The sequence below is a fragment of the Rhizobium chutanense genome, assembly GCF_002531935.1.
Taxonomy (GTDB): domain Bacteria; phylum Pseudomonadota; class Alphaproteobacteria; order Rhizobiales; family Rhizobiaceae; genus Rhizobium; species Rhizobium chutanense.
The window spans coordinates 15,682-27,836 of the sequence record NZ_NWSV01000017.1; the positions used below are offsets into that span (position 1 = coordinate 15,682).

The window sequence follows — 12,155 nt, forward strand, 5'->3', positions numbered from 1 at the left end:
CATGTTGGCGGGCGTCTGCCCAGTCCGTTATTTCCCTGAGTCCGGTCTTCAGCAGATCCAGGGCTGCGGTTTCGCTTCCGGCTTCCACGTAGCAGCGCATCTCAGGCGCATTGCCGGAGGGCCTGAAATGAATGATCCTGTCGTCCTTCAGCGTCACGCGCAGTCCATCGATGTCGGATTTCGTCGCCGGCTCCCCGACCGGCTGCAGGAAGGCGACAAGATTTTCATCGGAGGCGCGAAGATATTCCATCAGCGCCGCGCTCGTCTCCACCGGAAAATTCTCCAGTCGATCGGCGGCAGCAAAGGGCAGGCGATAGGAGGCGGCAACGGCAGAAAGCGGCTGCCTGCGACTGGCGGCGAGCGACAGGATCGCGAGTATCGGAATAAAACAATCGCGCGTCGGCAAGGCGCGCACGGCTCTACCGTTGATATTGAAAGGGGTTGCTGTCAGCATCCCGCCATTGGCCTCAAAGCCCATGACATGATCCGCGCCGGCGGCCACGGCCTCTTCCATGCCCGCAATGACGAAGGGCGAGCCGACGCGAGTGCGCTTGACGGCGAATGAGCCCGCAGCGTCGATGCCGGAATTGGAGGTCACCGGGGTCACCACCGTGCCGGCGCCGAGAAAATTGGCTGAGACAAGGCCGAGAAGGTCCCCGCGCAGCGGCGTGCCGGTTTCGTCCGCGACCAGCGGGCGGTCGCCGTCGCCGTCGGTCGAAACGATCGCATCGAACTTGTGATCGGACGTCCAGCGCTTCATCAGCGCGATCGTCTCCTCGGAAACGGCCTCGGTATCGACGGGAATGAAACTCTCCGAACGTCCGAGAGCGGTGATCTCGGCGCCGTAATGGGCGAGAACGTCGACCAGCAGGTCGCGGGCGACGGTGCTGTGCTGGTAGACGCCGATTTTCAGGCCGGAGAGCGCGCCTTGCGGAAGCAGGGCGGTATTGCGTTCGAAAAAGAGTTGGCGGCAGATCGCCTCATGATTTTCGGTCTCGGCCGGCGCCTCTGCAACGGCCTCGCCTGTTCGGTCGATCTCGGCCGCCCATGCCGTGATTGCCGCCTCGTCCGATTTGTCGATTTCGCCATCCGGGCGATAGAATTTGATGCCGTTGCGGTCCGCAGGAATATGCGAGCCCGTAACCATCAGGCACGCGGCGTTGATTTCGAGGCCGTAAAGGGCAAGCGCCGGTGTCGGCACATTGCCGCAGTCGATGACCCGGAAGCCGAGAGCGGCGAGCGCGCCGGCACAATTTCCGGAGATATCCGGGCTCGAATCGCGAAAATCGCGGCCGATCAGAACGGTATCTCCGACCTCGGCCTTGCCGGTCTGCAGCAGATATTTGCCGAACGCCGTTGCATAAAGCGCAGAGGCGCGTCCCTTGAGATCCACTGAAAGTCCGCGAAGGCCGCTCGTGCCGAATTTCATTTGAAGAGATGCCTCCGGTTTACGATCAAGGTTCTACTCAGGCCGCCCGCCGGCGTAAATACCGAAGCCGTCATATAGTTAAACACGAACAACGATGCCTCGGACAGCCTCTCGCAGTCTTCTGCCGCCGATTCTTAAGGCGTAGACCCATTGCCGACGGGCATTGCAGCCTAGATCGATTTTGTTAGAACCGTGTGTCCGTTATTTCGTCATATGCGAAGGGTTTGCTGGATGAGCGATACATCAGTCAGTCTCGAAGAGAGCTGGAAGGCCGCCTTGGCCGCGGAATTCTCCAGTCCCTATATGCAGCAACTTAAATCCTTTCTTGTCGCTCAGAAGCAGGTCGGTAAGCGGATTTTCCCCCGGGGCAGCGAATATTTCCGCGCCCTCGACCTGACCCCGATCTCCAGCGTCAAGGTCGTCATTCTCGGCCAAGACCCCTATCATGGACTGGGGCAAGCCCACGGCCTGTGCTTCAGCGTGCGGCCGGGCGTGCGCATACCGCCTTCGCTGGTCAATATCTATAAGGAGATGGAGACGGATCTTGGCATCACGCCGGCGCGTCACGGCTTTCTCGAACATTGGGCAAAGCAAGGCGTGCTGCTGCTGAACAGCGTGCTGACCGTCGAGGAAGGGCAGGCGGCGGCCCATCAGGGCAAGGGATGGGAAAAGTTCACCGACGCGGTCATCCGCAAGGTCAACGACGAATGCGAATCCGTCGTCTTCATGCTCTGGGGCTCTTATGCCCAGCGCAAGGCTGCCTTCGTCGATACGACGCGGCATCTGGTGCTGAAGGCGCCGCATCCCTCGCCGCTTTCGGCCCATAACGGCTTCTTCGGCTGCGGACATTTCTCCAAGGCGAATGCCTTCCTGCAGTCACGCGGGCGTGCGCCGATCGACTGGCAATTGCCGGTCGACCCCCAGTATGCCTAGGTGTGAACGTCCTTTGATGTTCGTTCACTAAAGGAAGACAATGCGTTTTGGTTCAGGGGTCTGTTCCCGGAGAGCTTCAGCGCGCATCTTAGCCTCATCGAAAGCCCGCAACCGCGGGCAAGAAAGGGGGCTCACATGCTCGATCAGATCAAGGGTTTGCACCACGTCACGTCGATGGCGGAGGACGCCCGAACCAACAACCAGTTTTTCACCCATGCGCTCGGCCTGCGCCGCGTCAAGAAGACGGTGAATTTCGACGCGCCCGACGTCTATCACCTTTATTACGGTGATGAGACCGGTGCGCCCGGCACTGTAATGACCTATTTCCCGTTCCCGAAGATGGCGCAGGGCCGTCCGGGTACCGGCGAGGTCGGCACAACGGTGTTTTCCGTTCCGCAAGGCTCGCTCGGCTTCTGGAGCGATCGCTTTGCCGCGCTCGATATAAGCGGTCTGAAGGCCGAGGAGAGCTTCGGCGAAAAGCGCCTGAACTTCTCCGGCCCCGATGGCGACGGCTTCGCGCTGGTCGAGGTCAAGGACGATGTCCGCCAGCCCTGGACGCATGGCGGCATCAGCGAGGACCACGCCATTCGCGGCTTCCACTCCGTCGCCATGCGGCTGCGGGACGAGGGCGCCACCGCCGAACTCCTGAAGTTCATGGGCTATGAGGTCGCAGAGGAAAGGGACGGCGTCAAGCGGCTGATCAAGCCTGACGGCAATGGCGCGCATCTCATCGATCTCGAGACCATGCCGAATATTGCCCGTGCGCTTCCCGGCGCCGGCTCCGTCCACCACGTCGCCTTCGCCGTCGAGAACCGCGCAAAGCAGCTCGAAGTGCGCAAGGCGCTGATGGACACCGGCTATCAGGTCACGCCGGTGATCGACCGCGATTATTTCTGGGCGATCTATTTCCGCACGCCGGGCGGCGTGTTGTTCGAGGTCGCGACCAATGAGCCAGGTTTTGACCGGGACGAGGATACGGCCCATCTCGGCGAAGCCCTGAAGCTGCCGCAGCAGCACGCCCATCTTCGCTCGCTGCTCGAGCAGCACCTGCAGCCGCTCGAAGCGTAAGGAGGGGTGATATGACTGAAGCTGGATATGTGCACCGGCTGCATGCCGGTGCACCTGGTAAACCGATCCTGCTGGTGCTGCACGGCACCGGCGGCGACGAGAATCAGTTCTTCGATTTCGGCCGGCGCCTGCTGCCCGAAGCAACGGTTCTCTCGCCGCGCGGCGACGTTTCCGAATATGGCGCGGCGCGGTTCTTCCGGCGCACCGGAGAGGGGGTCTACGACATGGCCGACCTTTCACGGGCGACGGAAAAGATGGCCGCCTATGTCAAGGCATTGGCTGACGAGCACCAGGCTTCCGGGATTCTCGGCCTGGGCTTTTCGAACGGCGCAAACATTCTTGCCAATGTGCTGATCGAGAAGGGCATCTTCGATGCCGCGGTTTTGATGCACCCGCTCATTCCGTTTCGGCCGGAAACCCAGGCAACGCTTGCGGGGAGGAAGGTGCTGTTGACGGCCGGCCAGCGGGATCCGATCGCTCCTGTTCCGATGACCGAGGCGCTATCGGAGCATCTGAAGAACCGCGGGGCGGAGGTGAGGATGGTCTGGCATCCCGGCGGCCACGAGATTGCTCCGCTCGAGATCGATGCGGTCCGCGATTTCTTCGGCGGCGATTGAGGATGCGCCGCAGCCGGTCGGACACTGAGTTGCGGGACGGGCATATGCCGGTCCCGCAGCTTGTCGAATCGATGTCCTGTCATCGTTGATGCACAGGAGATCAGGGGCGGGGAGGATATTTGCCCCTGATTGCCTTCATGTAAAAATTCCCCGGGGATTCGGCCATCGTCAAACCGACGACCACTCCTTTGGGAACGCCTTCATATTCTCGCCTCTGACCGTTTGTCAGGTAGACCCGCAGATGCCGGCTGTCTTCGTCGTAGGTGATCGCCTCGATAAGTTTCGAATCAACCGCAGTTTCCACTTTGCACCCCGCAGTTTTGGATCTGAGTTTTCTGGTGACGAATGTCATTCACGCTCGCAATCCGCCTATCATCATGCGGCGCCGCAGTAGCGTCAAGCATGATAAGCTTAAACGTTCATTTTTTTCCGAAGCATATCGCTATAGTTGCTTTTTGCAGCTTTTTAGAAAGTCTCGCCTGTGGAAATCCCATAGCCGGAAATTCTCCAGTTCGCAGAATTGGTGACGGACACAGCCGCCGCTGGAACGAACATTACGGTTTAACGCTGAATTAACCATCACATACCAAAATAAAGAGCAATATTAGCCGTGATGCCCGTTCAAGATGACCGAATACAAATTGCCGTTTCTCGCAATAGTCATTTCGCTGTTGCGTGAGTGGCGCGACGATGTACCTCCGAAGGTTGATCTGCGTGCGCAAATTTCCCGAAGGTAACGATCTGAGAATTGGGTGATTCGATGCGAGGGAGCGGTGCCGCGTGGGGAGACCGTTTCGGCGGCCGTCGCTTCACAACTGGTGCAGCGAATAAGGAATAGGATTATATCGTTCTGAATGTGGCAAGCGGTCGCGATTAGAATTCGATCAGGCCGTGATCAGGCCAACTTTTTTTGAACACTGAGCCTCATGCCCGTGCAGGGATGAGTCGGAAATGGAGTTTGTCCGACAAGCTCGCGTGCTGTCGGATCTCATAAATGGGTTACATGTTCAACACTCTCGGGCCGTGGCGACAACAGATATCGATATTGGCCGGCAGCCGTAAAGGACGCGCTCGGCTGACCTTTGCCGAAGGCGAATTCGCTGCGGTCTACGCGATGAGCGATGTCCACGGATGTTACAAGGAGCTTATCGAAGCACATCGCCGCATCGAGGAGGATGCCGCGCGCATTCCGGGGCCGAAACTTATCGTCATGCTCGGCGACTACGTCGACCGCGGGCCTGATTCGAGCTCTGTGCTGGAGTTCCTGAGCAAAACCCCGCCGCCGGGATTTCAGCGTTTCGCGCTGTGCGGCAACCACGACGCGGAGCTGGTGAAGCTCTATCGCAAACCGGCGCACATTCTTGAATGGCTCGGCTTTGCCGGGACGGAGACGCTGCACTCATACGGTATCGATATCGAGCATCTGCTGCAGTCGGCGGCAGGAAGCGAAATGATCGCCCGCGTTATTCGCAACATGATCCCCGAGCGGCATATCCAGTTCCTGGAATCGCTGCCGATCATGCTGCGGATGGGACGAGTGGTCTTTGTCCATGCCGGCATCAAACCGGGCATCGACCTCAAGAAGCAGAAAGACAGCGACCTGATGTGGATCCGCCAACCCTTCCTGGATGAAGGACCGCAGCTTCCCGTCCTGGTGATCCATGGGCATACCCCGGCACGAACTCCGACATTCGGTCCGCAACGCATCGGTATCGACACGGCGGTTTCGGCGACGGGCCGGTTGACGGTGCTGACGATAAAAGGAACGCGGGTCGGGATCCTTTGAATGGGTGCATGTCGCTGAAAGCGTTTCTGTTCTTCGGCGCTATGCTCCAAAACCAAACGCCGCGGGCTTTATGCTCCGCGGCGTCGGGATGATGACCGGTGTACCGGGACCTGTCAGGTGTTTGTCGATTCCTGATAGAGGTTGGTGCCGATGCCGGTATAGGTAAAGCCGTGTTTGCGGACCTCGTCGCTGCGGTAGATATTGCGCAGGTCGACCAGGACCGGGCTGTGCATCGACTGCTTCAGGCGATTGAAATCGAGCGCGCGGAACTGGTTCCATTCGGTGACGATGACAAGTGCATCCGCACCGGCGGCCGCTTCATAGGGGCCGCTCGCATATTCGATGTTCTCGATCACCTTGCGGGCGTTCTCCATGCCTTCGGGATCGTAACCGACCACCTTGGCGCCGGCGTCCTGCAGGGTCTGGATAACGGCAATCGCGGGGCTGTCGCGCATGTCGTCGGTGTTCGGCTTGAAGGTCAGGCCAAGAATCGCGATCTTCTTGCCGCGAATGTCTCCGCCGACGGCGGCGATCACTTTGCGCCCCATCGCCCGCTTGCGGTTGTCGTTGATCGAGATCGTCGTCTCGATCAGACGGACCGGCGCATCGTAATCCTGCGCGGTCTTGGCAAGGGCAAGCGTATCCTTGGGGAAGCACGAGCCGCCGTAACCCGGACCGGCATGCAGGAACTTGGCACCGATACGGCCATCGAGACCGATGCCGCGCGAAACGTCCTGGACGTTTGCATCAACCCGCTCGCAAAGATCGGCGATCTCGTTGATGAAGGTGATCTTCATCGCGAGAAAGGCATTGGCCGCATATTTGATCAGTTCCGAGGTGCGGCGGGTGGTGAAGACCAGCGGTGCCTGGTTGAGATAAAGCGGACGGTAGACCTCGGTCATGGTTTCGCGCGCCCGGTCGTCATTCAGGCCGACGACGATACGGTCGGGACGCTTGAAGTCTTCGATCGCGGCACCTTCGCGCAGGAATTCCGGATTGGAAACGACTGCGACATCCGCCGCAGGATTGGTTTCGCGCATGATGCGCTCGACTTCGTCGCCGGTGCCGACCGGTACCGTCGACTTGGTGACGATCACGGTGAAGCCTTCCACATAGGTGGCAATCTCGCGTGCTGCCGCATAGACATAGGAGAGGTCTGCATGGCCGTCGCCGCGCCGGGACGGCGTACCGACCGCGATGAAGACGACGTCGGCGCTACGGACGCTTTCGCCGACATCGGTCGAAAACGACAGCCGGCCGGTGCTGGTATTTTCTGCGACCAGTTGCTCCAGGCCCGGTTCGTAGATCGGAATACGGCCTTCGCGAAGGGCTTCGATCTTACTCAGATCCTTGTCGACGCAGATGACGTCGTGGCCGAAATCCGCGAAGCAAACGCCTGAAACGAGGCCGACATAGCCTGATCCAATCATCGTGATGCGCATATTTCCCTCAAATCATTGGAGTAGAACGTCATGCTGCGTCGCAGCATGGCGTTGGTCATACTGAATCTGGGCGAAAAGACAATATCGAAGATCGCTTGATACCCACATCGAAAATCGAACGAGGGGCACGACAATTCATTGCCGGCACCCTTTCGACAGCAAGAAACATAGGTTTGTGTGGGCAATGTGACAAGTCGAGCCGCTCGTGAGAGGCGGCTCGACTTTCATTTCCAGACGGTTCTTCCTCAGTTCGAACGTCTACAGCCGGTACCAGACATAGGGGTCTGTCCCCGATTGAATCTTGTCCCAGCGCAGATCGGTGTCCCGCCAGTTCTTGATGCTGCTTTTCCTGTTGTCGAGCACGAGGTCACCCTTGTCGGTTCTGACCACGAGAACCGCATGTCCTTCACCGGAAGGGGTATATGCCGTTGCGATTCGCAAAGCGCGCGACGACCAGCCCATCGCGATCAGCCGGCTGCGCTTGGTTAAGGCGAAATCTTCGCAGTCGCCGCTGCGAACATTCACCTTCCAGACATCGCCGTTCAATTCGCTGCTGGAGTCGTTACGGCCGATCATCGTGCGATTGACGGTGTTGTTCACAGTCTTCAGCTGCTGCATCTGCTCATCGGTGAGCGCAACGACCGAGAGGCCATTGTTGTCACGGCATTCGGCCGGGTTCTGGGCGCAGAACAACACCTGGGCGAAGGGTGGGATGATCTTGCCTTTTTCAGAGATATAGCTGACCGCCGAACTACCGTTCAGGCCGCGGGCAAAACCTGCGGGACCAGCGGCAAATGCCGAGCAGGCATTGCCTGCCGTCAAGGCCAGCGCCAGAAGTGTAACGAACGTTTTCTTCATCTGTTTAATCCCCGTTCAGGGCAACCGATTGAGATCAGGCTTGCCTTTTTTCTCGGTCAATGGCATGGCGATCTGACGATCTGCCAAGTATTGGACGCAGAATATCTGTCCCGTTTCTGCTGCTTGGAGGGAGCATAGCCGGGCCTTGTCTCGATTGGCTTAAACCTTTCGCGACAATTTTAAACGATGTGGAATTCTGTTACACTTTAGCACGCAAGTGCTTGATGTTCAACTTATGTTAGTACGAGTAAATTAATCTCTTCGGTTGCAATGGCTTTGTCGCCGCCTGCTCTGGTAACGAATTCAAATGTTCTCCAACCTCATCAACAGACCAGTCTTGCGAGAGGTTCTTCTCTTTGCGTTTATTGGCCTGGTTATACTGACGCTCATTCCGTTCGGAAGCGTCACGCCCTTTCCTTTCGCCTTCGCCGCGATCGGAATGTTTGCCCTCGCGGTCATTTCGGCGCTGCTCTTCGGAGAGCCAGGACAAAGCAGGTGGGTTTTCAGCATCACCTTGTTCCTCCTTATCGTCGTGACGGGCTGGATATACGTCCAGACGATCGAGCTGCCTTCCAACTGGCTGGCAAATCCCGCCTGGGGTGCTGCGCGTGACCTGGCAGGTGTTCAGTACGCGGCAATCTCTGTCGAGCCGGCCGATACCCTTGCGTCGATCCTCTGGGTCGCGCTGCCTTTCGTCACGTTCCTGACCGGGCTTCTGCTCTGCGATACCGATCAGCGGGCGAGGAAAGTGCTCACCGGCCTCGGGCTCTCTGCGGGCACCGTCGCGGTTTTCGGCCTGCTGCAGTTTTCGCTGTTTCCCAGCATCTTGGTCGTCGTCGAGAAACGCGCCTACCTCGACAGCCTGACCGCGGTCTTCGTCAACCGCAATACTGCCGCGACCTTCCTCGGGCTTGGGACGCTGCTGATGCTGACCCTGGTCAGGGACATCGCCCGTTCCTTGTCAAAATATCCGTCCGGCGAGCCGGGCCGAAACGCCCTTCTCTTGAGGTCCTGGATCTATATTCTGCTCTTGTGCGCCTGCTTCACGGCGCTGATGCTGAGCCGTTCGCGCGCCGGAATATTTTCGACCTTCGTTGCCGCTCTCATCTATTTTCCATGGCTCGTTCTCAATTGGAACGGCTCCGGCAGAAAGCCGAAACCGGCACCGAAATGGCGTTCCCTGGTGAAGGTCGTCGCGGCGATTGGTTTCGTCATCTTGTTGTTGGCGATGTTCGCAGGCCAGGCGATCTTGCGTGCGCAAGAGCGGCATCTCGAGGATGATGATCGGTTCTGCATCCTGCCGGGCATCTGGCGTGCCATTTCGGATCATTGGCTGACCGGGACCGGCCTTGGCACTTTCCGTACCGTGTTTTCTGCCTACCGCGATCCTGCCTGCGGAATTTTCGGGATCTTCGACAGGGCGCACAATTTCTATCTCGAAGGATTCTTGGGCCTCGGAATATTGTTTCCGATTGCGGCAGTCCTTGTCTTCTCGGTGCTTGCCGGCGTGTTCCGGCGCGGGCTCGCGCAAAGACGGCGCCTGAGGCACTATGTTCTTCTCGGCCTGGCCGGAACGGTTTTGGTCGCCCTGCATGCGGCGGTGGATTTCTCGTTGCAGATACCGGGTTTCGCCGTGTTTTATTCAGCCTTCCTCAGTGCGGTTGTCGCGATCAGTCTTGGGCGCAGCAACGGGGAGGCGGACAGGGTATATGAGCGGTCGCTAACCAGCTAGAAAATAAGTGGATGAGTTTCATGAAGGTTTTTCGAAAATGCGATTGTGCAGTTGCGAACTGTTGACTCTCAAACGCAAGAAATTTTATAGCGGGTGTAGCCTTCGGATTGTTGCGGCCCCAAAAAAGTCGGGCCGGTGTCGTTTTCGCTTCCTAAAGGGCCTGCGTTGCCGGCCTGCCACAGTTAGGGGAATGTTAATCGGCTTTCAGTGTTATTGATCGGGGATTGTCTTGTATTTTGTCAGATTGCGGGGCAGTAGCTTCAGGGGCGTCAACACAGGTTATTCTATGGGTTGTTCTCGTATCGTTAGTACACGCGTCGCCATTGTTGTAGCGCTAACCACTATATTGGCAAGCTGCACGTCGTTGCCAAGATCCGGCCCCGATCACAAAGATGTTGATCGGGATGCGGCGGTAAAAGTGACCACGAAGGAGCGTCGCGTCGGCATCGACTACGCCCTCGTCGATCTCAGCAAGAACGTTCTTCCCTATTTTACCTCTGCCCAGCCAACCTCTTTCAAGGGCTTTGGCGGTGGTCGAGGCGGCGCCCCCGAAATTCCGCTTGGTTACGGCGATGTCGTTCAGGTCGCTATCTTCGAAGCTCAGTCCGGCGGTCTCTTCATTCCCTCCGATGCTGGCAGCCGCCCCGGCAATTACATTTCCCTGCCGACGCAGACCATCGATAGAAACGGCACGATTACAATTCCTTATGCGGGCCGCGTTCCGGCTGCCGGTCGCCTCAAGGAGACCGTGGAACAGGATGTCGAAGACCGCCTGGCCAGCCGTGCGATCGAGCCGCAGGTTGTTATCACGACGACGACAAACCGCTCCAGCCAGGTTGCGGTTCTCGGCGACGTCAACAATCCGCAGCGTGTCGAGATCAGCCCGGCCGGCGAGCGTGTTCTCGACGTCATTTCCGCCGCTGGCGGTTTGACGACCAACAATATCGAAACGAATGTGACGCTGCAGCGCCGCGGCAAGACGGCAACCGTTGCCTACAACACGCTGCTGAAAAACCCGGCGGAAAATATCTATGTCGCGCCGGATGATACGATCTCGGTCGATCACGAGCGCCGCACCTATCTTGCGCTCGGCGCTGCGGGCGTCAGCGGTCGTTTCGATTTCGAAGAGTCTGACTTGACCCTTGGCGAGGCGATTGCAAAGGCAGGCGGCCTGCGCGACGACCGCGCCGATCCGGCTCAGGTTCTGCTCTATCGCCAGGTTCCCAAGAAAACGCTTCAAGCGATGCGCGTCGACACGACGAGATTTGCAGGGGATGCGGTTCCGGTGATCATCCGCGCCAACCTGCGCGATCCCGCAACCTTGTTTGCCACCCAGCAATTCAAGATGGAAGACAAGGATATTATCTATATTTCCAATTCGGACTCTGTCGAACTGGTCAAGTTCCTTGACATCGTCAACTCGGTATCGTCCACTGTTTCCGGCGTGACCGACGATGCGCGGGATACCCGCAACGCGGTACAGGATCTCGGAAATTGATTTGAAGTAGGCGCTGGCATCGATCGCTGATCGACGCCGGCGGCCTATATAGCGGATTTGATGAAGGACTAGGTTATGGCAAGGTCAGCTGTTTATCGTAAGCTTGCGTATAGCGGAATTGTCGTCGCGATGTTTGCCGGCATGACTTCGAGTGCTTTTGCGGCCGCCTGCCTTGGACCGGCAAATCTGACTTCGGTCGACGTCAGCGGATTTACGACCAATCCCGCCGCTTTGCTCGATATGTCGGATCCATTGGTTTTGTCGTCACGTGTTCGGTCACTGGTCGGCAGCAGCAATGACACGCTTGCGCCGGTGATCGAGCAGGCCAAAAAGGCCAATGCCGCGCAGATGGCGGCGATCGGTTCCGGCCTTGGGCGGGCGGCGAACAGCTGCCAGGTCTCGGATCCGCAGTTCAAGCTGGCAATCGAAAAGGCCGTTGCCGAGGCGGCGAGCGCCGATCCCAATCTGGCGCCGCTGCTTGCCGCCTTTGCGAAAGTTCTTGCCGAAGGCGGGACTGCGGCGCTCGGACCGGGGGCCAGTGCCGCCGCGGCAGCCGGCATCGGCAACGACGGGTCAATTGGCCAAACGGGACCGGGCTCTGACGATGGTACGCCCTTCGACGGAGCCGCGACGACTGCGGGTACACTAAAGGTTTCCAATGGTGGCGCCAGCGACGACAGCTCGTCCTCGACGACGACGATCCTCAGTGTGAATGGGGCAGGGCAGTCGTCTTCGGACACGAGCGGATCGACCAGTCCGAGCACGCCCGTCATACAATAGCTGGAATTGCCC

At 58.7% G+C, this 12,155-nt stretch carries 10 protein-coding genes and 1 pseudogene; 7 read left to right on the top strand and 4 right to left on the bottom strand.

The genetic code is table 11. The annotated features are described in order from the left end of the window. Nucleotides 1-7: 7 nt before the first annotated feature. Nucleotides 8-1,429: pseudogene (locus CO666_RS34230) on the bottom strand (phosphomannomutase); the annotation flags it as partial. Nucleotides 1,430-1,660: 231 nt separating this feature from the next. Here CO666_RS34230 and ung point away from each other — a divergent pair. The 3 genes from ung (at nt 1,661) to CO666_RS22030 (ending at nt 4,047) form a co-directional block, all read left to right on the top strand. Continuing rightward, nucleotides 1,661-2,362, top strand: coding sequence for a uracil-DNA glycosylase (gene ung, locus CO666_RS22020; protein ID WP_097614317.1), 702 nt, complete (start codon nt 1,661-1,663; stop codon nt 2,360-2,362). Between the two features lie 135 nt (nt 2,363-2,497). Continuing rightward, nucleotides 2,498-3,430 (top strand): VOC family protein, encoded by a 933-nt coding sequence (locus tag CO666_RS22025; protein ID WP_097614318.1) that lies wholly within the window; start codon nt 2,498-2,500, stop codon nt 3,428-3,430. Between the two features lie 11 nt (nt 3,431-3,441). Further along, nucleotides 3,442-4,047, top strand: a complete 606-nt coding sequence (locus CO666_RS22030; protein ID WP_097614319.1) for an alpha/beta hydrolase — start codon at nt 3,442-3,444, stop codon at nt 4,045-4,047. Between the two features lie 100 nt (nt 4,048-4,147). Here the strand turns inward: CO666_RS22030 and CO666_RS22035 are convergent, their stop codons facing one another. Continuing rightward, on the bottom strand, nt 4,148-4,399 hold the full coding sequence (locus tag CO666_RS22035; protein WP_097614320.1) for a KTSC domain-containing protein: 252 nt from the start codon (nt 4,397-4,399) through the stop codon (nt 4,148-4,150). Between the two features lie 642 nt (nt 4,400-5,041). Here CO666_RS22035 and CO666_RS22040 point away from each other — a divergent pair. Further along, nucleotides 5,042-5,833, top strand: coding sequence for a metallophosphoesterase (locus CO666_RS22040; RefSeq protein WP_097614321.1), 792 nt, complete (start codon nt 5,042-5,044; stop codon nt 5,831-5,833). Between the two features lie 113 nt (nt 5,834-5,946). Here the strand turns inward: CO666_RS22040 and CO666_RS22045 are convergent, their stop codons facing one another. Both CO666_RS22045 and CO666_RS22050 read right to left on the bottom strand, forming a co-directional pair. Then, nucleotides 5,947-7,275: a UDP-glucose dehydrogenase family protein gene (locus CO666_RS22045; protein ID WP_097614322.1), complete on the bottom strand. Its 1,329-nt coding sequence runs from the start codon at nt 7,273-7,275 to the stop codon at nt 5,947-5,949. Nucleotides 7,276-7,533: 258 nt separating this feature from the next. Beyond that, nucleotides 7,534-8,133, bottom strand: a complete 600-nt coding sequence (locus CO666_RS22050; protein ID WP_097614323.1) for a transglutaminase-like cysteine peptidase — start codon at nt 8,131-8,133, stop codon at nt 7,534-7,536. A 307-nt stretch (nt 8,134-8,440) separates the two neighbouring features. Here CO666_RS22050 and CO666_RS22055 point away from each other — a divergent pair, with 307 nt between their 5' ends. The 3 genes from CO666_RS22055 (at nt 8,441) to CO666_RS22065 (ending at nt 12,143) form a co-directional block, all read left to right on the top strand. Next, nucleotides 8,441-9,865 (top strand): O-antigen ligase family protein, encoded by a 1,425-nt coding sequence (locus CO666_RS22055; protein ID WP_097614324.1) that lies wholly within the window; start codon nt 8,441-8,443, stop codon nt 9,863-9,865. A 286-nt stretch (nt 9,866-10,151) separates the two neighbouring features. After that, the gene (locus CO666_RS22060) at nt 10,152-11,363 is read left to right on the top strand and encodes a polysaccharide biosynthesis/export family protein (protein WP_097614325.1); all 1,212 of its coding nucleotides are present in this window, start codon (nt 10,152-10,154) and stop codon (nt 11,361-11,363) included. Nucleotides 11,364-11,438: 75 nt separating this feature from the next. Continuing rightward, complete coding sequence (locus CO666_RS22065) at nt 11,439-12,143, top strand: sugar transporter (RefSeq protein ID WP_097614326.1); 705 nt, start codon at nt 11,439-11,441, stop codon at nt 12,141-12,143. Nucleotides 12,144-12,155: the final 12 nt, after the last annotated feature.

Bases quoted from the DNA above. Each gene is read 5' to 3' on its own strand.
- ung (WP_097614317.1), top strand. From the start codon at position 1,661: ATGAGCGATACATCAGTCAGTCTCGAAGAGAGCTGGAAGGCCGCCTTG.
- CO666_RS22025 (WP_097614318.1), top strand. From the start codon at position 2,498: ATGCTCGATCAGATCAAGGGTTTGCACCACGTCACGTCGATGGCGGAG.
- CO666_RS22030 (WP_097614319.1), top strand. From the start codon at position 3,442: ATGACTGAAGCTGGATATGTGCACCGGCTGCATGCCGGTGCACCTGGT.
- CO666_RS22035 (WP_097614320.1), bottom strand. From the start codon at position 4,399: ATGACATTCGTCACCAGAAAACTCAGATCCAAAACTGCGGGGTGCAAA.
- CO666_RS22040 (WP_097614321.1), top strand. From the start codon at position 5,042: ATGGGTTACATGTTCAACACTCTCGGGCCGTGGCGACAACAGATATCG.
- CO666_RS22045 (WP_097614322.1), bottom strand. From the start codon at position 7,275: ATGCGCATCACGATGATTGGATCAGGCTATGTCGGCCTCGTTTCAGGC.
- CO666_RS22050 (WP_097614323.1), bottom strand. From the start codon at position 8,133: ATGAAGAAAACGTTCGTTACACTTCTGGCGCTGGCCTTGACGGCAGGC.
- CO666_RS22055 (WP_097614324.1), top strand. From the start codon at position 8,441: ATGTTCTCCAACCTCATCAACAGACCAGTCTTGCGAGAGGTTCTTCTC.
- CO666_RS22060 (WP_097614325.1), top strand. From the start codon at position 10,152: ATGGGTTGTTCTCGTATCGTTAGTACACGCGTCGCCATTGTTGTAGCG.
- CO666_RS22065 (WP_097614326.1), top strand. From the start codon at position 11,439: ATGGCAAGGTCAGCTGTTTATCGTAAGCTTGCGTATAGCGGAATTGTC.